Origin of the sequence: Acidilobus sp. 7A, assembly GCF_003431325.1 — an archaeon.
GTDB lineage: Archaea > Thermoproteota > Thermoprotei_A > Sulfolobales > Acidilobaceae > Acidilobus.
In genome coordinates this window covers 818,345-841,212 of sequence record NZ_CP010515.1, presented here as the reverse complement: position 1 = coordinate 841,212, position 22,868 = coordinate 818,345, and the positions used below count along the sequence as shown (strand labels likewise).

At 61.3% G+C, this 22,868-nt stretch carries 16 protein-coding genes and 1 pseudogene; 11 read left to right on the top strand and 6 right to left on the bottom strand.

The window, feature by feature from the left end:
* Window positions 1-140: 140 nt before the first annotated feature.
* A complete protein-coding gene (locus tag SE86_RS04230; RefSeq protein WP_117354417.1) occupies window positions 141-884 on the bottom strand; it encodes a DUF5131 family protein in 744 nt (247 codons plus the stop codon).
* 51 nt (window positions 885-935) lie between these two features.
* Window positions 936-1,991, bottom strand: coding sequence for a TIGR04084 family radical SAM/SPASM domain-containing protein (locus SE86_RS04225; RefSeq protein ID WP_117354416.1), 1,056 nt, complete (start codon window positions 1,989-1,991; stop codon window positions 936-938).
* Window positions 1,992-2,231: 240 nt separating this feature from the next.
* Between SE86_RS04225 and SE86_RS04220 the strand changes: the two genes are divergently transcribed.
* Window positions 2,232-3,170 carry an MBL fold metallo-hydrolase gene (locus SE86_RS04220; protein WP_117354415.1) on the top strand — a complete coding sequence of 313 codons (939 nt, stop codon included), beginning with the start codon at window positions 2,232-2,234 and terminating at the stop codon, window positions 3,168-3,170.
* A 100-nt stretch (window positions 3,171-3,270) separates the two neighbouring features.
* Here the strand turns inward: SE86_RS04220 and SE86_RS07990 are convergent, their stop codons facing one another.
* Entirely contained in the window at window positions 3,271-3,438 is a 168-nt protein-coding gene (locus tag SE86_RS07990) for a hypothetical protein (protein WP_158543117.1), read from the bottom strand.
* Between the two features lie 229 nt (window positions 3,439-3,667).
* Between SE86_RS07990 and SE86_RS04215 the strand changes: the two genes are divergently transcribed.
* From SE86_RS04215 to fdhF, 6 genes are all read left to right on the top strand, one after another.
* Complete coding sequence (locus SE86_RS04215; RefSeq protein WP_117354414.1) at window positions 3,668-4,279, top strand: hypothetical protein; 612 nt, start codon at window positions 3,668-3,670, stop codon at window positions 4,277-4,279.
* Window positions 4,280-4,283: 4 nt separating this feature from the next.
* Window positions 4,284-5,105 carry an ABC transporter ATP-binding protein gene (locus SE86_RS04210; protein ID WP_174221337.1) on the top strand — a complete coding sequence of 274 codons (822 nt, stop codon included), beginning with the start codon at window positions 4,284-4,286 and terminating at the stop codon, window positions 5,103-5,105.
* A gap of 22 nt (window positions 5,106-5,127) precedes the next feature.
* Window positions 5,128-5,817: an ABC transporter permease gene (locus SE86_RS04205; protein WP_117354412.1), complete on the top strand. Its 690-nt coding sequence runs from the start codon at window positions 5,128-5,130 to the stop codon at window positions 5,815-5,817.
* Between the two features lie 33 nt (window positions 5,818-5,850).
* On the top strand, window positions 5,851-6,993 hold the full coding sequence (locus SE86_RS04200) for an MFS transporter (RefSeq protein WP_211096469.1): 1,143 nt from the start codon (window positions 5,851-5,853) through the stop codon (window positions 6,991-6,993).
* Window positions 6,994-7,175: 182 nt separating this feature from the next.
* Entirely contained in the window at window positions 7,176-8,642 is a 1,467-nt protein-coding gene (locus tag SE86_RS04195; RefSeq protein ID WP_117354411.1) for an NADH-ubiquinone oxidoreductase-F iron-sulfur binding region domain-containing protein, read from the top strand.
* A 6-nt stretch (window positions 8,643-8,648) separates the two neighbouring features.
* Window positions 8,649-11,309 carry a formate dehydrogenase subunit alpha gene (gene fdhF, locus SE86_RS04190; protein ID WP_117354410.1) on the top strand — a complete coding sequence of 887 codons (2,661 nt, stop codon included), beginning with the start codon at window positions 8,649-8,651 and terminating at the stop codon, window positions 11,307-11,309.
* Here fdhF and SE86_RS04185 read toward each other — a convergent pair.
* Both SE86_RS04185 and SE86_RS04175 read right to left on the bottom strand, forming a co-directional pair.
* A complete protein-coding gene (locus SE86_RS04185) occupies window positions 11,287-12,120 on the bottom strand; it encodes an NTP transferase domain-containing protein (RefSeq protein ID WP_158543116.1) in 834 nt (277 codons plus the stop codon). The genes fdhF and SE86_RS04185 overlap by 23 nt on opposite strands.
* A gap of 337 nt (window positions 12,121-12,457) precedes the next feature.
* On the bottom strand, window positions 12,458-13,768 hold the full coding sequence (locus SE86_RS04175; RefSeq protein ID WP_117354407.1) for an FAD-dependent oxidoreductase: 1,311 nt from the start codon (window positions 13,766-13,768) through the stop codon (window positions 12,458-12,460).
* Window positions 13,769-14,050: 282 nt separating this feature from the next.
* On the opposite strand from SE86_RS04175, the gene SE86_RS04170 reads away from it, so the two are divergent.
* The 4 genes and pseudogenes from SE86_RS04170 to SE86_RS04155 form a co-directional block, all read left to right on the top strand.
* The gene (locus tag SE86_RS04170) at window positions 14,051-16,021 is read left to right on the top strand and encodes a hydantoinase/oxoprolinase family protein (RefSeq protein WP_117354406.1); all 1,971 of its coding nucleotides are present in this window, start codon (window positions 14,051-14,053) and stop codon (window positions 16,019-16,021) included.
* Between the two features lie 5 nt (window positions 16,022-16,026).
* Window positions 16,027-17,595: a hydantoinase B/oxoprolinase family protein gene (locus tag SE86_RS04165; RefSeq protein WP_117354405.1), complete on the top strand. Its 1,569-nt coding sequence runs from the start codon at window positions 16,027-16,029 to the stop codon at window positions 17,593-17,595.
* A 567-nt stretch (window positions 17,596-18,162) separates the two neighbouring features.
* Window positions 18,163-20,808, top strand: a complete 2,646-nt coding sequence (locus SE86_RS04160) for an ABC transporter substrate-binding protein (protein WP_236747359.1) — start codon at window positions 18,163-18,165, stop codon at window positions 20,806-20,808.
* A gap of 25 nt (window positions 20,809-20,833) precedes the next feature.
* A pseudogene (locus SE86_RS04155) lies at window positions 20,834-21,265 on the top strand (aldehyde dehydrogenase family protein); the annotation flags it as partial.
* A gap of 186 nt (window positions 21,266-21,451) precedes the next feature.
* Here the strand turns inward: SE86_RS04155 and SE86_RS04150 are convergent.
* Window positions 21,452-22,717, bottom strand: a complete 1,266-nt coding sequence (locus SE86_RS04150) for a Glu/Leu/Phe/Val dehydrogenase (RefSeq protein ID WP_211096466.1) — start codon at window positions 22,715-22,717, stop codon at window positions 21,452-21,454.
* Window positions 22,718-22,868 lie beyond the last annotated feature (151 nt).

Sequence of the window (22,868 nt, the reverse complement as noted above, 5' to 3'; positions counted from 1 at the left end):
GTCCCCAAGCTACACATCATTGCCCCAACCTCTTGGCTATAATACACTATAAGGGGTTGCTGACCCTCATTTACTGTAAGGTCCTTAGCTTTAGAGAGCTTCACAGGGCTCGCTTCTCACACCTAACGAGGCTTTAAACGTTAAGGGCTGCCCAGCCCCTCCGCCCTCCTCCTCAGCAGGGTCTCGTACCAGGGCTCCCTCATTGAGCCTACCGACACGTAAGTTATCGCTGATAGCCTCCTCACCAGCTCCCTGGCCTTCCAGAGCGGGGGCTCGGGCAGCCTCGAGTTCCAGTTGTCGTAGCCAACGTGAGCGCTCACAGGCCTTATATCCGCAGCCCACGAAACCATGACTTCAAGGTCGAAGTCCATGAGCGGCTCAACGGATATGTACTTGTAGGGCCACCTGAGCTCAGACATGGCCTCGTGCCTCCTTGACGGAGGAGGGGCCCTTGAGACGGACCTGGCAAGGTCGTCCCTGTTGGTCTCTATGGTCACCCCAAGCACCGAGTTCCTGGGGAGGACGTCGAGGAACTCGCTGTACCTGGCAGGGTTCTTGGTCAGAAACATGAACCTCGTGGAGGGGAACTCCCTCGCCCTCCTCAGCACGGCCTCTACCCACTCCCTGGGCATTGCATCGCTGAACAGGTCCCCCATGTCAACAACGAAGACCGTGTCACCGGGCCTGAACCTTGCCTTGAGCAGCTCCTCGGGGTGAAAGGTCGGCTTAAACCCATTCCTGTACTTTGGGCTGTCCTTCAGCTTTCCCTCGAGCAACTTCATTGCCCAGCAGTACGTGCAGAGGTGGGGGCAGCCTGTCACCGGGTTCCATGACTTGTTCGGAGAGACGGGCCTCCTTCTCCCCTGGTCCGGCGAGAGCGCCATGCCAACGTGTAAGGTATGGCCGGGCCTAATATCCTGAACGGCGTAATACCGCTACGGTATTACCTCGGTTGAGTCCTGGGTCGGGTCGTACCTCAGGTCCTCTAGCCTTACGACGCCCTCCCTTACGAGCTCGTCAACCCTGGGTATTGCGGAGAGCACAGCGTCAAGGTAGGCCCTCGTGACCCTGTCGACGGCCTTAAAGCCCTCCTCGCCCCAGTCCCTCTCTATCATTGAGTAGAGGCAGCGGCCGCCGCAGTACCTCCTGTAGGGGCAGGCGGCGCACTCCTTGGCGAGGTATGCCCCCATGGGCCTGAAGCCCCCCTCGACAGTGCCGAGCTCGGCCCACCTCTCGTAAACGGCTATGGGGCACGCGAGCACCCTTCCATCGGTGCTTATTGCAAAGCTCCTGTAGCCCGCCCCGCACGGGGAGCCAGGGTAGCCGCCGAAGTAGTGGGCGCTTATGACGCCCAGTATTGGGATCATCCTGAGGACCCTGCCCCTTTCGAGCTCCCTTAAAAAGAGGTCGACGAGCCTCCTTATGCCTGGCAGGTAACTCCTCTCCGCCCAGCCCTCAAAGTCCCACCTGGGGGACCAGACAACGTCAAGCTGCCAGTGGACCTTGTCGAAGAGGCCCAGGGAGAGTAAATGGGTGACGTCCTCGTAAATGTCCGTGTCAGCAGTGACCGCCATCCTTGCTATGGTCTCAACGCCGAGGGACCTCACGTGCCTTGCAGCCTCAGTCACCTTCCTGTAGACCCCCCTTCCCCTGTGCTTGTCCGTCACCTCCTCCCTGCCATCAATCGAGAGGAGGGCCACGTTCATCCTCTTCCAGTAGGCGTCGGGCAGAAGCCTGTGCAGTGTCCCGTTCGTCTGCACTCCGTACCTCCTCGCCCTGACGTTGTCCATGACCCACTCCACGAACCTTGGGTTGATGAGGGGCTCGCCGCCGTAAAAGATTACCGTGGCGTCCCTGTCGGCCTCTACGACCTTCTTAAGCTTCAGGGGATCGTACTTTACGGTGTAGGGCACCACCTTCTCTGGGAAGGAGCCGCCGCAGTAGTCGCACCTCAGGTTACAGGCGCCGGTGGTGAACACTAGCCACAGCATCGCTACCAGGCGTGAGGCGCGGCGGGGCTATTTCAGCTCTCAGCAATAATTTGCTGCGCTCCAACCGTTTGTCCCTACACTCTCACTTCAATCACTTTACGTGTGTTCATGATCGAGCGTAGGGACCTCCGCCTCGCCCACAGGGCCCTTGGGATCCCTGTGGGCCGCTTGGGCCTTTAACCTTAGGCGACAGGTGTAACGCTTACTATCGCCAGGGGCACAGGACACGCTGGCGGGAGCTTGGTAAGGGTTGGGCCTTTCGACGTCTCCATACTCGCCGCGGACAGCATGGGGGTAAGGAGCATAGCCACCGTGGTTGACGCCTGTGGCGTCAGGCTCGGCGTAGACCTTGGCGCCTCCCTCGCCCCCAGGAGGTACGGCCTCCCTCCCCACGAGCTTGAGCTCAAGGCGCTGGAGAGGGCCCTCGGGAGGGCTGCCGAGGAGGTGCAGGCCTCAGACGCCATCGTTATAACGCACTACCACTACGACCACTACATGAGGGACAGGCCTGAGCTCTACTCAGGCAAGAGGCTACTCGTCAAGGACCCGGAGCACAACATAAACTGGAGCCAGAGGGGGAGGGCAAGGAGGTTCCTCGTCGAAGGCGGGGTCGCCAGGTCGGCCTCGGTCTCATACGCTGACGGCCAGTCCTTCAGGGTCGGCGACCTGACCCTTGACTTCTCCCAGGCTGTCTGGCACGGGGAGCCAGGCACGAAGGTGGGCAGGGTCCTCATGGTCAGGGCGAGGTGCAACGACGAGTCCGTAATATTTGCCAGCGACGTCCAGGGGCCCGCTGACCCGCAGGCCGTTGAGCAGCTCAAGGCCTGGGCGGGGGCGAGGCTGCTCGTGCTGAGCGGCCCGCCCACCTACTTCGCAGGCTTCAAGGTGCCTGAGGAGGCCGTCCAGAGGGGCCTTGAGGGCCTAATGGAGCTCATAAGGGCCCACGTGGCCGAGACCATAGTGGTTGACCACCACCTCCTGAGGGACCTGGCCTACAGGGAGAGGCTGGCCCCTCACACTCAGGCCGCGGAAGAGGAGGGGGTCAGTCTGCTGACGGCCGCCGAGTTCATGGGCGTTGAGGTCAACCAGCTCGAGGCGAGGCGAAAGGAGCTGTGGGGCAAGAAAGGGGGCGGTGAAGGCAAAGGGGGAGGCGAGAGGGAGGGCGACTACGAGGAGTAGTGCTACCTGCTGAGGCTCATGTAGGCCCTGAGACCTCTTCACTGAGCGTCAGCTGCCGCTAACAGGCATCACCCTTGTCTGGCCCGAGGGGACAGGGGCTTCAGCCATGACCTCCCAGGCCTATGAGGCCCATTATAAGGTCGGCCATGGTGACGTAGTCGACGTAGTTGCTGAAATTCATCAGGCCCTGCAACAGGTTTAGGACTGGCCTGTTGGCTGCGTTCACTGTTATAGCGTAGTGATGTACTATATAGATGTAGCTAATCAAAATTGTAGCAACGTCCCCAAGCCACTGTGCTGACCAGCACCACTATGGAGCTTATGACGCCCGCCAGCGAAAGTTCCCTCTCCCTGAGCCCCAGGAAGCCTAAGGATTAACCATATGGAGCCCAGCGGCGTGAGGGCGAGGGCCCCCTCAGGGCGGCTCACTGGTTCGCGGCTTACCGCCCTCACCTTCGCAGCCTCACAGCTAGTGGGCAAGGGCGCAGGGCGCGCCCTTGTCTACAGCCCCCCTCAAGGCCTACAAATCAGTTAAGCTTGACGTCAAGGACTCGGAGCTCAGGCTTGCGAGGGGCGAGGGCGAGGTGAAGCTCTACAGCAATAACTCAAGCTGCAAGTACGACGTGAGCGAGGAGGGCGACGAGCTCTCAATTAAGGCTAAGGTCTGCGAGGTCGAGCTCTCACTTCAGCCCGAGGCCGCATCACTTGAGCTCACGGCCGAGGACTCGGACTTCAAGGCCGACCACGGGGGCCTGTGCAGGACGAGCGTTGAGGCCCTTGGCTCCGCCTTAAGGCTGCCCCTTGATTGCCTTGGCGAGTCTGACCCCACAGTGAAGGTCAAGTACAGCTCCGCCACCCTTAACTTGGCCTACGGCGAGCTCAGGGGGAGGTCTAAGATATCGGCTGAAGCCGAGGGCTCAAGCTTGACTATAAACGCCGCCGTGAGGGGGAGCACCAGGGTGACGCCTATAGTTAAGAGCAACGAGGGCAGCGCGGTCAACATAGGCTTCCTGGACGTTGATAGCTCCCTGGGCGGGGGCGAAGGGAAGGTGGTCCTTGAGCTGAGCTCCAGCGATGGCCACGTCAAGGCCAAGTTCTCGAGGTGGTGATACCGTGAGCGCTATAGAGGTCAAGGGCCTGAGCAAGTCCTACGGTAAGGTTGTGGCCCTCGAGGACGTGAGCCTGGAGGTCAGGAAGGGGGAGCTGGTCTCCCTGCTGGGCCCCAACGGGGCCGGGAAGACCACGCTGGTGAGACACCTCTACTGCGAGCTGAGGCCCGAGAGGGGGGTAGTCAAGGTCCTCGGCTCTGACCCCTGCGACAGGGAGGTGAGGCTCAGGATGGGGGTGACGCCCCAGGAGGCGCAGCCCTACGGGGACCTCACGGTGTTTGACAACGTCTACTACGCAGCCAGGGTGAGGGGCGTGCCAGGGGACAAGGCAAGGGAGATGGCCCTAGACACCGTAAGGAGGCTCGGCCTTTGGGATCACAGGGACAGGTACGTCATGGACCTCTCAGGCGGCCTGAAGAGGAGGACGCTGGTAGCCATGGCTGTCGTCCACTCCCCTGAGGTGCTGGTGCTTGATGAGCCCACGACAGGCCTTGACCCCATGGGGAGGAGGGAGCTGTGGGACGTGCTGAGGCAGCTCAAGGGCGAGGGTAGGGCCATACTGCTGACTACCCACTACATGGAGGAGGCTGAGGCGCTCTCCGACAGGGTCTACTTCATAAACAGGAAGGTGTTGGCAGAGGGCACGCCCTCTGAGCTCAGGAAGAGGTTCGCCTTCTACTACGAGGTCGTTGACCTAGAGGAGGGGAAGGTGTACAAGGTCAGGGAGGACGAGGTTAAGGAGTTCGTGTCGAAGCTTAGGGGGAAGTTCGAGGTCAGGGCGCCCTCCCTTGAGGAGGTCTACCTTGAGGTGATGAAGGACGCTTAGGGAGCTTACGTCCCTCACTGAGATGTTCTTCAAGGAGGCCAAGGCGTGGCTCGCTGCGAGCCTCTTCTTTGCAGTCATGCTCCCAATAGCCTTCGTCTTCGGCTTCAGCTACATAGTCAGGGGCCCGGCCATCTACTACCTTATCTCCGGCATGATGGTCTTTGACGTGGCCGTAGCAGGCATGCTAGTCGTTCCGAACAGCATAGGCTGGGACAGGGAGGACGGCAGGCTCTCGCTCATGATATCAATGGGCGTCCCCCTCTGGGCCTACGCACTGACGTCAACCCTTGTGAACAACCTCTTCGCCATAGGCTCAGGCCTCCTGGTGCTCGGCGTGGCTGTTGCCATGCGGTACTTGGACGTGAGCCTCAGCGGCCTGTCCATGCTCACCCTCGCGCTCCTGGTGAGCTCCTTCCAGGGGTCCATGGTAGGGCTTCTGATGGCATCAAGGATAAGGAACTTAAGGGTGCTGCAGCAGGTGACCCAGATAGTGGCCTTCGGCTTCAGCTTCTTCGCCCCCGTCTACTTCCCCCTGAGCATAGTGCCGAGGTACCTTGTGCCCCTCGCAATGCTTGAGCCGACGACCTATGCAGCCCAGGCCATAAGGCTCTCCCTGCGTGGGAGCCCGGCCTCCATTATCTGGGACCTCGGCACGGTGGTCTACGGGGTCGTGATTGCAACGATAGTAGGCAGGCTGGGCCTGAAGGCCTAAAATGAGGTGAACGCCTTAAGGTCCATTGGCCTGGTGAGCTTCGTGGTCGACATGGCGGCCTCAGGGGACGCAGGCCTCAGGGCACTGAGAGGGCTCTCAAGGGATGAGCTGCTACTAGTTGCAGCGGGCGGCCTCTCGGGCATGATCTTTGGCGCCAACGCCCTTGCCCTGCCCCTCTACCTGAGGTCGCTCGGGCTTAACTCATTTGAGGTAGGGCTCCTGGTCGGCGGCTACGTGCTGGTTGGCACAATAGCGGGGCTCTTCATCTCGGCCCTGGCTGACGCCTACGGGAGGAAGAACTTCTTCCTCCTCGGGAGGGCTGTCTCAGCGGCCTCGTTCCTCCTCCTCTTCCTGGGGGTCCCGCCTGCGGCGCTCCTCATATTCGGCCTCGGAGGGGGCTCCCTGCAGGCCCTCATAGCCGAGAAGTCAAGGAGCATAGACAGGAACATGAGCCTCATGTCGTCAATCTCCACGGGCCTAGCCGTACTCGGGGCCTCAGTACCATGGCTGGTGGGCCTCAGGGACACTATGCTCGTCAACATGGCTGTAGTACTCGTTACCCTTGCCCTCGTCACGCCGGTGAGGGAGGGCTACAGGGGGACGGGCAGGGTGACCCTGAGGCTGAGGTCGATCGGGAACATAGCGAGGCTCTCGACCGACGCCATGATAGGCCTCGGGGCCGGCCTGATACTCCCCCTCATGTCGCTCTGGTTCAGCCTAAGGTTCGGGGTCGTGGCGAGGCAGCTCTCGCCCGTCTACATGGTGGCCGACGCGACCCTGGCCCTCGCCGTGCTGGGGGCCCCCAGGCTGGCCAAGGCCATCGGCAGGGTCAAGGCCATAGTGGTCACGCACGCTGTCGGCATAGCGCTCCTGATAGCGCTCCCCTTCGCTTGCTCCTACCTCGAGGCCTCCGCCATATTTGTGCTCAGGAACGCCGCCATGAACATGGCCAACCCCCTCTTCTCGTCCCTTGTCGTCACTATAATACCTGAGGAGGAGAGGGCCAGGGGGTCGAGCCTGATAAACTTAATTGACGGCCTGCCCAGGTCCATGGGGCCCTGGGTCACGGGCTACATATTCTCGACAGGTGACCTGACCCTCCCCTTCTTCATAACGGCCTCCCTCTACACGGCAGCCACGGCCGCCTTCTATTTGCTGTTCAAAGACGTACGCTAGGAAGCCCAGGCAAGCGGTGCTAATGGATATGGACGCCTTAAGTTATTAATTATTAACGCAATAGTTAAAATATCTTAAAAGTAAAGATAGGTTTCGTGAATGCCTAAAGATTCGTGGACGGTTAATCGCCTTTAACAAACTACTTATAGAAGCCCTTCTACTGTAATATATTGGTTAAAGAGTTGCCCGCGAAGACCGTTTTGAGGCCTGAGGTGGAGTCCTTTTACTCCTTCTCTAAGGTAGTTGTAAGCGAGGAGCACTGCAGGGGCCTGGCCTGCTACGTGGCCAGGTCGCTTAACCCAAAGGCCTGGGAGATGGCAGTCAGGCAGGAGCCGCCAACATATTGCCTTGGCAAGTGCTACGTGGGGCCATCAAGCTCTCGGACCAGCGGGGTTCCCCACATCGAGGTGAGGTCCAGCAGGGCCGTCGTGCTGAGGCACATAGTCAAGGGACCCGTCAGCTCGCTCGGCCAGTACCTTGAGCTCGGCGGCATGAGGGGCCTTGAGAAGGCGCTCAGGATGACCCAGGCCGAGGTCATAGAGGAGGTCAAGAGGTCCCAGCTCAGGGGCAGGGGAGGCGCCTACTTCCCAACCGGCCTGAAGTGGGAGTCAGCGTACCAGCAGAGGGCGCCCCAGAAGTACGTCATAGTCAACGGCGACGAGGGGGACGCGGGGGCGTACGTTGACAAGCTCCTGATGTGGTGGGACCCATACCTTGTGCTTGAGGGGGCGCTCATAGCAGCATATGCAGTAGGCGCCTCAAAGGTCTACTTCTACATAAGGAGGGAGTACCCTGAGGCCGTGGCCTCGGTCAGGAGGGCAGTTAAGGAGCTCTACGAGGCCGGCTACGCGGGCCCAGCCGCATCAAAGGGGCTGCCCGTCGAGGTGGAGGTCCACGTGGGCAGGGGCTCCTACGTCGTGGGCGAGGAGACGGCAATGATAAACGCCATAATGGGCAGGAGGCCTGAGCCCACGCCGAGGCCCCCTTACCCCACGGAGAGGGGCCTGTTCGGGATGCCCACGGTTGTCAACAACGTCGAGACGCTCTCCAGCGTCCCGTGGATAGTTGAGCACGGCGGTGACGAGTACGCTGAGATGGGCTACAATAAGAGCAGGGGGACCAAGGTGCTCAGCCTCAACAGCCTGTTCGAGAGGCCCGGCCTCTACGAGGTAGAGTTCGGCGTCCCACTTAAGGAGGTAGTCTACGACATGGGAGGCGGCCTCAAGGGCGGCAGGAGGCTAAAGGGCGTGATAGTTGGAGGGCCGCTGGCATCCTTCATAAGGCCTGAGGAGCTTGACGTGAGACTAGGGGTCGAGGAGCTCAGGGAAATAGGGGCCAGCCTCGGGCACGGTAACGTGATAGCCTTCAGCGACGACACCAGCCTGCTCGAGCTCCTTCACGAGATAGTCCACTTCGCGGCCTTCGAGTCGTGCGGCAAGTGCTTCCCTTGTAGGCTAGGCACCGCCAGGGCCGACGAGATACTTGAGGCGGCGCTCGGCAGGGGGTACCTGACGCCTGAGGAGGCGGATGAGCTGAAGTCAATAGCCACAGTCATGAGGTCAGCCAGCCTCTGCGGCCACGGCCAGGGCACAGGGGACGCCATACTCTCGTTCCTGGCTAAGGGCGCAGACGAGATGGTGAGGGGGTGAGCCATAATGACCGTCACGATCAAGGTTAACGGAGTTGAGCATAGGGTTGAGGAGGGCCTGAGCCTCCTCGAGGCCCTCAGGAGGCTCGGCTACTACGTGCCCAGCCTCTGCTACGATGACAGGCTTAGCCCCCAGGGCTCCTGCAGGCTGTGCGTGGTCGAGGTGAACGGCAGGCTTACGACGAGCTGCACCACAAAGGTCCAGGACGGCATGGAGGTCAGGACAGACAGCGAGCAGGTGAACCAGGTCAGGAGGGATGTGCTGAGGCTCCTCGCGATGAACTACCCGCGGGACGCGTACGCCAAGTACCCCTTCAAGGAGTTCCACGTGGCCCTCAGCAAGTACGGAGTGGAGCTCCAGGGAACCTCAAGGCCCGACCTGATCGACAACAGCCACCCGTACATAGTTGTTGACATGAACAGGTGCATCAAGTGCTTCAGGTGCGTGAAGGCATGCGACGAGGTCCAGGGCTACCACGTCTGGAGGGCGTGGGGCCGGGGCGGTAGGATAATGATAAGGCCTGACGGCCCCGACCTCGCCCACAGCTCCTGCGTGAGCTGCGGCCTCTGCGTTGACGCCTGCCCCACGGGGGCCCTGGAGGACAGGAGCGTGCTGACCTACGGGTGGCCTGACACATGGGTTAAGACCACATGCCCCTACTGCGGGGTCGGCTGCGAGCTGGAGGTAGGGGTCAAGGACGGGAGGATTGTAGACGTCAGGCCCTCCAGGACGTCCGTGGTGAACAGGGGCAACCTGTGCGTCAAGGGCAGGTACGCCTGGGATTACGTATACTCGCAGGACAGGGTGCTGAGGCCGCTCATCAAGGTCGACGGGGAGTGGCGCGAGGTCAGCTGGGACGAGGCAATCTCCTTCGTGGCCTCAAGGCTGAAGGAGATACTGGCCAAGTACGGCCCTGGGAGCGTGGGGGTCCTGGTAGGCGCCAGGGTCACCAACGAGGAGGAGTACCTGGCGGGCAAGTTCGCCAGGGTGGTCCTGGGAACTAACAACGTTGACAGCTGCGCCAGGGTCTGCCATGAGCCCTCGGCCCAGGGGCTTGAGGACATGCTCGGCACCGGGGGCGCTACCAACACCTTTGAGGACATAGACCTGGCCCGCACCATAATGGTAGTCGGCTCCAACACAACTGAGAACCACCCAGTGATAGGGAACAGGATCAAGATGTTGGCGGAGCAGGGCAGGGTGAAGCTTATTGTGGTGGACCCGAGGAGGACCGAGATAGCCGAGTACGCGGACTATCACCTGGCCCTGAGGCCCGGCACAGACGTAGTCCTCTTCAACGCCATGGCTAACGTCATAGTGAGCGAGGGCCTCATAGACGAGGAGTTCGTGTCGGAGAGAGTTGAGGGACTTGAGGAGTTCAAGGAGGTAGTAAGCAACTACACGCCTGAGTTCGCGGAGAAGGTTACAGGGGTCAGGGCTGACGTCATAAGGGAGGCGGCGAGGCTCTACGCCACTAATAAACCCTCAATGATATTCTGGGGCCTCGGCGCGACCGAGCACGTTCAGGGAACTGAAATCATATACCAGCTCATAGACCTGGCCCTGATCACGGGCAACGTGGGCAGGCCCGGCTCCGGCCTCATGCCCCTGAGGGGCAAGAACAACGTCCAGGGCACGGCAATAATGGGCGACCACCCTAAGAAGCTGCCCGGCGCAGTGCCGCTGACCCAGAACATAGAGATGTTTGAGAAGCTGTGGGGGACCAAGCTGAACCCCAGCCCAGGGCTCGACGGCATAGAGATGGTAGAGGCCGCTATGAGAGATGACCTGAAGGCACTGATAGTGTTCGGGGAGGACGTGCTGATGTCGCACCCATACATGGAGATGACGGAGAAGGCGCTCTCAAAGCTGGAGCTCCTCGTCCTTGTAGACATGTTCCACAACGAGACCTCAAAGTACGCCCACGTGTTCCTGCCAGCGGCGAGCTCCTTTGAGAAGGAAGGCACCTTCACCAACGCCGAGAGGAGGGTGCAGAGGGTCAGGAAGGTCATAGAGCCCCTGGGCGAGTCGCTGCCTGACTGGCAGATTATAATTAGGCTGGCCAACGCCATGGGCTACGGCGACTACTTCAGGTACTCGTCACCTGAGGACGTGTGGAACGAGATAAGGTCCGCCTGGCCCGCCGTCTACGGCATAACCTATGGGAGGCTGGAGAGGGAGGGGGGCCTCCCGTACCCGACCCCACGTCTCGACGCCCCGCCCGTGAAGGTGCTTCACGTAGGTCAGTTCACAGTAGGTAAGAAGACTAGGCTGAGGCCAGTGGCATACATACCGTCCCCTGAGCAGCCCACTGAAGAGTACCCGCTCACGCTGATAACAGGCAGGACCCTCTACCACTTCAACATGGGCTCAATGACGAGGCGCACGGGCAACCAGGTAATAGAGCCAGAGGACTTCATAGAGGTAAGCGAGGGCGACGCAAAGGCCCTCGGCATAAGCGACGGCGACGTGGTGAGGGTCACCAGCAGGTGGGGCTCGACGCTGATCAGGGCCAGGGTATCGAGGAGGGTCTCCAAAGGCGTAGTGTTCGCGACTGTACATCACCCCGAGGCCTTGATTAACCGCGTAGTCTCGCCCGCTGTCGACAGGATATCCCACATACCTGAGTACAAGGTGACCGCCGTCAGGGTCGAGAAGGCCTCCTGAGCGTCAGCATTAGCCTCTCAACCCTCTTGGCAGCGTCAAGGCCGAGGGACTGGGCGTCAAGCAGCGAGTGAAGCTCGAGGTGCCAGACCCTCAAGCGCCTGTAGGCCTTGGACTCCTCCTGGAAGGCCGCGGCGGCCTCACGCGGCCTGCCCGCCAGGGCAAGTGAGAGGGCCCTCCTGTATGCTGTGGGGTCCACCTCAACGACCCTGCGCGGCCCCCTTGATCGCGGGGGCCTGTCCCCTGGGACGTCAAGGTCGTAGAACTGGCCCTGGCCCCCCAGCAGGGAGGCTCCAACAAGTCTAGACCTTGAGGACCTCAGCAGGTCAGTCATCCTGGCCCTGAGCCCAAGCGAGGCCTTGGAGCACATGAGCCTCACCGCCTCCCTTATCATGTCTGTGGGGCCGCAGAGAAACGACGAGCTGACGAAGCCGTGGCCCATCAGCGGTGAGGCCAGCCTCTCAGAGCACTGCTCAAGCAGGGCCTCAAGTCCTTCCGCCGTTGCCCAGGCCGCGTCGCCGGGCACTATGAGCACGGTGCCTGAGCTCACCTGCCCCACGGCGCTTGCAACCCCCCTTGGCGGGCCGCCGCAGGGGAGCTGAGGCAGGTCCTCAACTACCTTCACGTCCCCCAGCAGCCTGCCAAGCCTTGAGATCTCGTCCCGCGAGGAGACCAGGATAACGTCGCCGACCTCCCTGGTCACCTCAAGGACCCTCGATATCAGCGGCCTTCCGTCGATGAGGGCCGACAGCTTGTCTGAGCCGAACCTGGAGGAGGAGCCGCCAGCTATCACTATTACCTTGGGCCTCCCCACGCCCTTCACCCCCAGTTGGAGGCTTCGCCCTTCAGGGCGGGGAGATCTCTTATTGCCCAGTGCAACGGAGCGTTGCCCTTATCCTCCCTGAGGACGGCCACCAGACTCATCTCAGCACTAAGAGAATAATTGGGCAAAAGCTTATGAGCCTTTTGCCCGAACTTTGCTGTGGAGTTGGGCGCGGGCGAGCTTAGCAGGCAGTGAGCCCGCGCCTCCCCGGGGCTGACGGCGGGGCCTGAGAGGTGATGGGGAAGGCCCAGCGGACGCAGAGCCCCGCCCTTTAGGGCGGGGGCCGCCAGTACCTGCGACCCAGGCGCGAGAAGGGTTATTCGGAGGCTCACACCCTCATGAGCTGCCTGGCGGCCAGCACTACGGGGTCCCAGGCCCTGCCTGAGCTCGGGTGGTAGCCCATCTCCACGAAGAACAGGTCATCGGCCGTCATCCTCCTCATGATCGCAGCCGCTATGACGCCCAGCCTGCCTATGACCTCCTCTGGCCCAGCGACCTGGCCCCCTATTATGATCCCGCTCGACTCCTCGGCCAGGAGCTTCACAGTCACGTCGCCCCCTCCTGGGTAGTACCTGGCCCTCGACCTCGTCGTTATTATTGAGGTCACGTACCTGATCCCCGCCTCCCTGGCCTCCCTCTCGTTGAGGCCCACCCTGCCGAAGGCAACCCCCTCAAACCTGGTAACTATGTCGCCCAGGACCCCGGGGAACCTCTTGTCTCCCCCGGCGGCGTTGACCCCCGCCACGAGGCCTGACTTGTTAGCTATGGGGGCCAGGGGACTCCAGTAGGGCTGCCCTGTGACCAGGTTCCTGTGCTCCATCGCGTCGCCAGCCGCGAAGACGTAGTCGTAGGTCGCCTCCATCCTGTCGTTAACCGCTATGGCGCCGTGGGGCCCGAGCCTCAGCTGCCCCCTCACGAGGTCGACGTTCGGCTCAACCCCGACGGCCGCTATCACCAGGTCCGAGTTCAGGTACGAGCCGTCGCTGAGCCTCACCCTGCTGTCATTTACCTCAGACACAGTAACCCCAAGCCTGACGTCTATGCCGGCCCCCCTGGCCATCTGCGTGAGGGCCGAGCCCAGCTCCTCGTCCAGGTCCCTGCTCATCAGGTAGGGCCCCCTGTGCACCAGGTGGACCGCCTTGCCCATGTTCCTCAGCTGCTCCGCCACCTCAACGCCCAGGACCCCTCCCCCGACCACCGTGACCTCCCTGGCTGCCTCCGCCGCCCTCCTGGCAGCCTCAGCGTCTGCTGGGTGATGAACGTAAAGCACCCTGGCGTCAGCGCTGAGGAGCCTCCTGGGCCTCGCGCCGGTGGCCACTATCAGCCTGTCGAACTCCAGCTTAGCCCTCTGCCCGCCCACCCTGGCCACGACGACCCTTGACCTTACGTCAAGCTCCTCGGCCTCAGCGTTAGTCAACACCTCTATGTTCCTCCTCTCCCTGAAGAACTTGACGTCGTAGGCCTGGAGCAGCCAGTAGTCCTTGAACAGCCCTCCTATGTAGTAGGGCACGCCGCAGGGGGCGTGGCTTATTATGTTGGTCCTCTCGAGGACGGTTATCCTGGCCTCGGGCGCCTTCCTCCTGGCCCAGGAGGCGGCCGACATGCCAGCGGCTCCGCCACCTATCACCAGTATCTCCATGCACTTTCCCTGCTGCCCGCTGATGCCAGGAGTTTAACGCTCAGCTACAGGCCCCAGGCCTAAAGCCGATGCCCTAGAGGGAGGTCTGGCCTCTGGGGAGGCTAGGTCATACCGAAAGGGGGCCCTCCTTGGCCTAGTTTAGTAATGAGTATAGTAGTTGGAGATAAGGCATCTGCGTCGCCCACCTCAGCTCTCTGATAACGACATCCATTTTGCCCTCCTTAGGGCAAGGCTAAGCGGCTATTTTGTCGTCCTGCGCTAGCCCTGAGAGGGCTCAGCTGCTTGCGCGTCGCCGCTGTTGACGTGGGCGGCACGTTCACTGACGTAGTCTACCTTGACGAGTCTGGGAGGCTGAGGCTCTCAAAGGTCCCAACGACGCCCAGGGAGCCGGAGAGGGGGGTCATAGACGGCCTTAAGGCTGTCTCGCCTGAGGCCCCCTTCGAGGTACTCCACGCCACCACCATAGCCACCAACTCGCTCCTGGGCCAGGTAGGCCTTGAGCTGCCCAGGACGGCCCTGGTCACCACGAGGGGCTTCAGGGACGTAATTGAGATAGGGAGGCAGAACAGGCCGCAGCTCTACAACCTCTTCTTCAGCAGGCCAAGGCAGCTGGTGCCTAGGGAGCTCAGGTACGAGGTAAGCGAGAGGACCCTGGCCGACGGCACTGTTGAGAGGCCCGTGGATGAGGGTGAGCTGGAGAGGGTCGCTGAAGACATGGTGAGGAGGGGCGTCGTCTCGGCAGCCATCTCTTTCCTGAACTCCTACCGCAACCCCTCAAACGAGCTGAAGGCCAAGGAGGTCCTCTCGCGCAGGCTCAGGTACGTGACGGCCTCCTCTGAGGTCGCCCCTGAGCTGAGGGAGTACGAGAGGACCTCAACGGCCGTGGTCAACGCTGTCCTCAGGCCAATAGTCTCAAGGTACCTCGAGGGCCTCTGGGGATCCCTTTCGGGCTTAGGGGCCTCGTCGCTGAGCGTCATGTCCAGCGCCGGGGGCCTCGTTGACGTTGAGGAGGCCTCCCTCAGGCCGGTTCAGCTGATAGAGTCAGGCCCCGCCGCGGGGGCCATAGCGGCCGCCGCCCTGTCAAGGGAGCTCGAGGTCAACATGGCCATAGGCTTCGACATGGGGGGCACGACGGCTAAGGCTAGCTCAATAGTCAACGGCGATGTCGAGGTGACGACGGAGTACGAGGTAGGGGGAGAGGTGCACTACGGCAGGGTCGTGAGGGGCTCAGGCTACCCGGTGAAGTTTCCGTTCGTCGACCTGGCGGAGGTCTCGGCGGGGGGCGGCACGATAATATGGAGGGACGAGGCAGGGGCTCTGAGGGTAGGGCCCTTAAGCGCTGGCGCCGACCCTGGGCCGGCCTCATATGGCATGGGGGGCGACAGGGCAACGCTCACTGACGCGAACCTGGCCCTGGGCAGGCTGCCGACCGAGCTGGCGGGAGGCCTCATAAGGCTCAGGCCCGAGCTGGCGCTTCAGGCCCTCTCAAGGCTAGGCGACCCAGAGGCCGTGGCCTCCCAGGCCGTTGAGCTCGCAAACCTCGAGATGGCCAGGGCCATAAGGCTTGTAACAGTTGAGAGGGGCCTCGACCCCTCGGAGTTCTCGATAATTGCCTTCGGAGGCGCCGGCCCTCAGCACGCTACTGAGCTCGCTGAGGAGGTTGGCTCAAGGAGGGTCATAGTTCCCCCTGAGCCGGGGCTCTTCAGCGCCCTTGGCCTGCTGATGGCCGACTTGAAGTACGAGGCCAGGAGGCCGTTCCCAGGAGACCTTGAGGGGGCGTTCGCCGAGCTTGAGGGCGACCTAATGAAAAGGCTGGGCCGCGTGGACTACTTCATCAGGCTCCTCGACGTGAGGTACCAGGGGCAGGGCTGGGAGCTCACGATAAGGGCGCCCCAGGATCTCAGCCCTGGGTCTGTCAGGGAGGCCTTTGAGAGGGCCCACAGGGAGGCCTACGGCTTCACCCTTGACAGGCCTGTGGAGGTCGTGGCCGCAAGGGTGTTTGCCGTGATAAGGAGGACCAGGGTCAGCCTCGGGGAGGCCAGGGAGGGGGGCGAGGCGAGGCCGATAGCGTACAGGAGGACCTACATATCGGGCTCCTGGGACGAGGTGCCCGTCTACAGGAGGGAGGAGCTGCCCAAGGGCTTCAGGGTCGAGGGGCCGGCCATCGTGGAGGAGTACAGCTCGACCATAGTTGTGCCGAGGGGCTGGAGGGGCGAGGTGGGCCCCATGAGGGCCTTCATAATGAGGAGGTGACCTGCTTGACCTCATGGGAAGTGGTCCATAGGGCCACGGCCTTCATAGCCGAGGAGATGGGGGTAGCTCTCAGGAGGTCAGCCCTCTCCCCCAACATAAGGGAGAGGGCCGACCACAGCTGCGCCGTGGTAGACCCAGAGGGCAACGTAGTCGCCCAGGCGGAGCACATACCTGTCCACCTCGGCTCCCTGAGGGTTGGCGTCAAGAACCTCCTAAAGGTCATGGAGAAGGAGGGAATTGAGCTCGAGGAGGGGGACATGCTGTTCTCGAACGACCCCTACATAACTGGGACCCACCTTAACGACGTAACCGTGATGGCGCCAGTTTACCTTAACGGCAGGCTAGTGGCGTACGTGGTCAACAAGGCGCACCACGTAGACGTCGGCGGCCCCGCCTTCGGCAGCATAAACCCCCAGGCCTCAACAATATATGAGGAAGGCCTCATCATACCCCCAACTAAGCTCGTCGAGGGAGGCACCATAAGGAAGGACGTCGTGAGGCTCTACCTAGCTAACGTGAAGGCCCCTGAGGCGGCGGAGGGCGACCTGAGCGCCCAGGTGGCGGCTAACCTAACTGGAGTCGCCAGGGTGAGGGAGCTCATAGGGAGGTACGGCCTTGACCAGGTGACCTCAGGCTGGAGGAGGTCCATTGAGTACGCCAGGGAGCTCGTCAGGAGGGAGCTTGAGGGCTGGCCAAGGGGGACCTTCGAGGCCTCTGACGTCCTTGAGGTTGGCCCATCAGAGGGCGATGACGTAACGATAGGCGCTAGGGTCACTATAGGCGAGGTGGTCAGGGTTGAGCTCAGCGCCCCGCCCCAGGTCCAGAGGCCCCTGAACGCCGTCTTCGGCGTGACCTACGCCGCCTCCTCCTTCGCCATTAGGTCGCTCATGAGGTCCGAGGTCCCGGTCAACGAGGGCCTCTACTCAATGATTAACGTCCTCGCCCCAGAGGGCTCCATGCTTAACGCCAGGCCGCCTGCCCCCGTCGCGGGAGGCAACCTCGAGACGAGCCAGAGGATAGTTGACGTGATCCTGAGGGCGCTCTCAAGCGCGATGCCCGACAGGGTCCCGGCGGCCTCTTCTGGCACCATGATGAACGTGATGATAGGAGGGGTGGACCCAAGGACAGGCAGGACCTGGGCCTACTACGAGACCATCGGCGGAGGCTCGGGGGCAAGGCCTAACGGGGACGGCGTCTCGGCCGTCCACACGAACATGACGAACACCATGAACACTCCCATTGAGGTGGCGGAGGCCTCATACCCCATCGTGTTCACGTCGTACAGGGTGAGGGATGGCAGCGGGGGCAAAGGGAAGTACAGGGGAGGGGACGGCATAGTTAGGTCGTTCAGGGTGACGGCGCCGGCCAGGCTCTCGATAATGGCCAGCAGGTTCAGGCACAGGCCATGGGGGATCGCCAGTGGCTCGCCTGGGGAGCCCGCCAGGGTGAAAGTGGTTAGGGCTGACGGCAGGGTCGAGGAGGTGGTGCCCACAGTGACCCTGGAGCTGGGGCCTGGCGACGAGGTGATAATAGAGACCCCAGGGGGCGGCGGCTACGGCCCCGAAGAGGCATAAGTCCTAAGCCTACGCCCCCGGCATGGAGGAGGTGGAAGCTAATAGACGGCTCCCTCGCGGTTGGCCCTGGGGACACGATATTAGTTAGGGCAGGGAGGGGTCGACGCCAGCGAGGTGATAAGGGTCGACGTTCCCCTCGTGCAGAGGCCAGCTAAGGGGGTCTCTGGATAGACCACATTAGGGAGAGGGGCTACGTCAGGACGCCTGCCCTGCTGTTCCACACCCAGGGCAGGTACTTGCTTGAGTGCTCCACGATTGCCACGGCCTCTGTCGATAGCGCCCCGATGGGTACTTCTTCAGCGGCCCCCTTATCTTCCCATTAGCCAGGGGGCCAAGCGTTAAGCTTAAAAGGTCTTCCCTAGCATCGTCGGATAGCCCAGAGAGGTGTGAGGGCGGTGGAGTCGTTTAAGGTGGTGTGGCTTCGCCTGGAGGCCCTCGAGGGCCTCCATTGGTAGGTCCCTCCTCGCGGCCCTTGTGGTTGTTGTAGTAGCCTCCCTTGCCGCTGGCGCGCTCCTGTACCACAGGTCGTTGACGCAGCACACATCCACGACGCCCGCTCAGCTCTCCATGAGCCCGCCGGCGCCCAGCACATACACAGCGATAGCCGGGCAGCCCCTGGAGCTGTCCGTGGGCTCATTTACAGCTTCCCCGGGCAGCTACGTGCTCTTCTACGTTGGCAACGGCTCTGTGGTCAACTCCACGAGCGGCTACGCAACGGTGGTCTACAGGCACCCTGGCAGGTACCTCGTCTACTACGCCATCTACTACAAGGGCAGGCTTGTCGGCAGCTCCCAGGGCAACCTTATACAGATAACTGTGGCGCCGCCTCAGCTCAACGAGAGCTTCGCCCAGCTCATAACTGTGCCTATCGTGGCGCCCTCTACCTTCGTGGCTAACGTGGACCAGCCGGTCAGCCTCAGCGCGGGCTTCCTCCAGCCGCCGTCGGGGGCCAACATGACTATAGATAAATACGTGTGGGACCTCGGCAACGGCACCGTCACAGCTGTGCCCTCGGTCAACGGCACAGGCTACGCCGAGCAGGTGGCCCTGACGGGCTCAGGCAACGTGAGCTACCTGGAGCCCAAGGTCAACCCTGTTACTGCCATGTATGCTAGGCCTGGCCTTTACACGGTCTGCCTCACCATAGTTACTGAGAACGTCAGCAGCGGCGCGACCTACAACTACACGTCCTGTTACACCATAGCCGTGAGCTCCCGGGCTGAGCCGTTCTCGCTGTTCAGCCCCCAGGCGTCGGTGCCGGACCCGGGCACAATAATAGCGGCCGAGAACGTGCCTGGAGGGCCGTTTAGCTTCGACCCGGCGATAGCCTACGACACCACAAGCTTTGAGGTCATAGATAACATCTTCGCCTCCCTCCTGCTCTACGATGGCCCCTACACGACTGAGTTCATACCCATGGCGGCCGAGTACCTGCCCACGGTGGGCAACTGGAGCAACGTGACCGCAAGGTACGAGTACGGCGCAATATCGCCTAACTACACAGTGTACGTGTTCAAGGTGAGGCCCGGCCTCAGGGCGGCAAACGGCGACCCGATAACAGCTTATGACGTGTGGTACAGCCTAGTGAGGGACCTGCTGCTCGCAGGGGGCGCGCCAGCGACGAGGGGCTGGATACTGGCCCAGTACCTCATACCGAACTACACGCCGTTCACGTTCATAGTTACGTCGCCCAATGACACCCAGGGGGCTGAGGAGATAGTGGACGCCATAACATACAGTAACACGACGGACACCGTGACTTTCCACCTAATTAGGCCGGTGGCCCCTCAGGTGTTCTTCACAGCCCTCGCCGAGGCCTGGGGGCCAGGCATACTTGACGCAAAGTGGCTTGAGGAGGTTGGAGACGGCATAAACTTCACGGGCCTCTACGACCACAACTACACCCAGCTGGCCGAGGCCTTCTACCAGTACGAGCAGACGGCCAACGAGTGGGACTACAACGAGCAGGTCAGGTGGGACCCCATGGCGACGGGGCCCTACTACATAGCGGCCTACGCTCCAGGCCAGAGCATAGTCCTCAAGCCGAACCCGTACTGGCCGACCAACATAACCTACGTGCCGAGGCCCAACGACACCATAGTCATATACTGGGTCAAGGACCCCGTGACGGCATATGAGACGTTCGCCTCAGGGCAGGCCGACATAGTGGTTAGCCTGCCCGACAGCTTCATACCTAAGCTGCTGCAGCTTGAGAGTGAGGGGGAGGCCAAGGTTTATGAGTCCCCGAGCCTGCTGGAGGAGTTCTTCGGCTTCGACCTCCAGGTCAACGAGACCCTACTGCACCAGCTCAACCCGTCCTTTAACATCCCCAGCTGGTACTTCGCCAACCCGCTTGTGAGGGAGGCCTTCGCCTACGCCTTCAACTATACCCAGTACATAAATGACATAGTTGGCAACGCCAAGTACCACTTCAACTTCGGGAGCCCATACTGCGGGGCCATAATAAGGGGCCTGGACATATACATACCCCCGTCGGAGCTGACAGGCTGCCCGACCTTCAACCTGACATACGCAAAGTGGCTGCTTGAGGAGAGCGGCTTCTACAACATAAGCGTTTACTTCCCGATAGTGATCCAGAGCGGCGACACCACTGACTACACGGCTGCCGAGATGTGGGCCCAGGCGCTCCACAACATAGACCCAAACATAAACGCGGTGCCGCTCTACCTCCCGTGGCCCCTCATGCTCTCATACTGGGTCCCTGACCTGAACCCCATGGCTATCTGGAATAGCGGCTACGTGGCCGACTACCCGCTGGCGTCAGACATGATGAACGCCCAGTACACTGGCATGGTCTGGGCTGACCCGGACGGCTGGAACGTCACCTACCTGGAGAACCTCAGCGCCTACTTCAACGCCTCTAAGATAAGCTGGCCAGGGCTTAGCCCGAGCCTTGAGCCCCAGATCGGCAAGCTGCTCTGGCAGGAGGCCATGGAGTATCAGGAGCTGCAGGACCTGATGGCCGAGGCCGACGGCGTCGAGCTCACCAACGCCACGGCCTCAATACACCTGTTCAGGCAGGCCGAGGACCTTGCGGTGCAGCTGTACTTCTATGTCTACACTATTCAGCCCAACAGCTACTGGGTGGTCAAGCCCTACATGGCTGGCTACTTGGGGACAGTGACGTGGGAGGAGAACCCAATGATAGCGGGGGGCAACGACAACATATTCTGGTGGTGGGTCAAGGCGTAGCCCTATTTTACCTTAAAGGGCTATGGACGCCGTGTCAAAGGGCGGCAGGGTGCTCCACGGCGGGAAGAAGGTTGAGGAGCTGGGCCCTAACTACATAAAGCCCACTCTCATAGAGGTTGACGCCTCGAGGCTGCCGGAGCTCTACATGTACAACAAGGAGGTGTTCGCCTCCATAGCAGCTATAGTTAAGGTCAGGGACCTCGACGAGGCCATAGCCCTTGCCAACGGGAGGAGGTACGGCCTTGACGCGGCGATATTCGGCAGCGACCTCTCAAAGATAAGGAGGGCGGCCAGGCAGCTTGAGGTGGGGGCCGTCTACATCAACAACTACCCCTTCGGCGGCATGAAGGACTCAGGCATAGGGAGGGAGGGCATAGGGTACACCATAGACTTCGTCACCGCCTACAAGTCTATAGTGTACAACTACAAGGGCAGGGGCGTGTGGGACTACCTCTAAAAGGTTAGTTGACGGGCCGCGCAGCCTTAGCTGACTCGCAATCATGCTAGGCTGGAGGCCTTACAGGGCCAAGTGAAAATGGCCCTGAGCGTTAGTGCCCGCTAAGCCCATGACGCAGCTAGGCGCTACAAAGGAGAAACGGAGTTGGAAAAGAAAAAGCTCGTAGGGAATCGGCTGAGGAGCCCGTTAGAGCCATCCTCTGGCCTTCATGGCCCTGTAGACCCTCTCGAGGGCCAGTATGAAGGCCGCGTCCCTCATGGTGGCCGAGGGGTTGGTCGACTTGAGGGACTCGTACCTGTCTATGAGCCTCTTAACGTTTGAGGTCATTATTGCGTCAAGCCTCTTCAGGGTCTCCTCCTCGTCCCACCAGTACCACTGCAGGTTCTCGACCCACTCAAGGTACGACATAACGACGCCGCCGGCGTTGGCCGAGATGTCCGGCACCACTATGGAGCCCCTCTTGTAGAGCTCGGCCTCCGCCTCAGGCGTCGTCGGCCCGTTGGCGCCCTCCACTACGAGCTTAGCCCTGACCTTTGACGCGTTGTCCTTAGTTATCACGTTCTCTATGGCCGACGGCATCAGGACCTCGGCGTCAACGAAGAGGGAGGCCATGGGGTCATATATCTTCTCCCCCTTTGGGTAGTTTATCACCTTCCCCGTCTGGGCCTTGACCTTCATGGCCAGCTCCACATCGATGCCGTTGGGGTCGTACACCGTGCCTGAGGTGTCGCTCACCGCGACTACCTTGGCTCCCTGCCTCTGGGCGAACAGGGCTGAGTACTGGCCCACGTTGCCGAAGCCGTGGACTGACACCCTGAGGCCCTGCAGGCCTCCCATGTACCTCTCGGCCGCCGCCCTGGCGGCCACGACGACGCCGTAGCCTGTCGAGTACTCCCTAACGGGGTTGCCCCAGAGCTCCGGCGGCTTGGCCGTGAAGACCCCGGGCACGTTGTAGCCCCTGATCCTTGAGTACTCGTCGACCATCCAAGCCATTATCTCGGGCGTTGTGCCGACGTCCGGGGCAGGTATGTCAACCTGGTCCCCTATGAGGGGGGCTATGGCCCTGGCGTAGCCCCTGCTCAGCCTCTCCAGCTCCCCCTTGGAGAGCCTCTTGGGGTCTACCTTAACGGCCCCCTTGCCGCCGCCGTACGGCAGGTTGTTGAGGGCGTTCTTCAATGTCATGCCCAGGGCGAGGGCCTTGTCAGTATCCAGGTCGACCTCTGGGTGGAACCTTATGCCCCCCTTGTAGGGGCCCAGGGCGCTGCTGTACTGGACCCTGTAGCCCTCGAAGACCTCCAGCCTCCCGTCGTCCATCCTGACTGGTATGCTGACCGTCAGCACCCTCTCAGGCCTGCTCAGCACCTTGTAGAGCTCGTAGGGCAAGTTGTCCATCTTTATGGCCCTCTCGAGCACCTGTAACATCCACTCAAAGTAGCTGACCCTCTGGGCCAAAGGGATCCCCCTCAGTATACAGTTATGTATTTCTGCTAATTAAAGTGCAACGTTTTATTAGGACCTTTAATGAAGTTTGTTAAAAACCAAATTAAAAATCAAAAGTGTGCTAAGAGAGGGCTATAGATTATGTATTTAGTTAACATGCGAA

What these genes read in the sequence shown, in the direction of transcription:
- SE86_RS04230 (WP_117354417.1), bottom strand. Translation starts at nt 884, where the DNA reads ATGGCGCTCTCGCCGGACCAGGGGAGAAGGAGGCCCGTCTCTCCGAAC.
- SE86_RS04225 (WP_117354416.1), bottom strand. Translation starts at nt 1,991, where the DNA reads ATGCTGTGGCTAGTGTTCACCACCGGCGCCTGTAACCTGAGGTGCGAC.
- SE86_RS04205 (WP_117354412.1), top strand. Translation starts at nt 5,128, where the DNA reads ATGTTCTTCAAGGAGGCCAAGGCGTGGCTCGCTGCGAGCCTCTTCTTT.
- fdhF (WP_117354410.1), top strand. Translation starts at nt 8,649, where the DNA reads ATGACCGTCACGATCAAGGTTAACGGAGTTGAGCATAGGGTTGAGGAG.
- SE86_RS04175 (WP_117354407.1), bottom strand. Translation starts at nt 13,768, where the DNA reads ATGGAGATACTGGTGATAGGTGGCGGAGCCGCTGGCATGTCGGCCGCC.
- SE86_RS04160 (WP_236747359.1), top strand. Translation starts at nt 18,163, where the DNA reads ATGAGCCCGCCGGCGCCCAGCACATACACAGCGATAGCCGGGCAGCCC.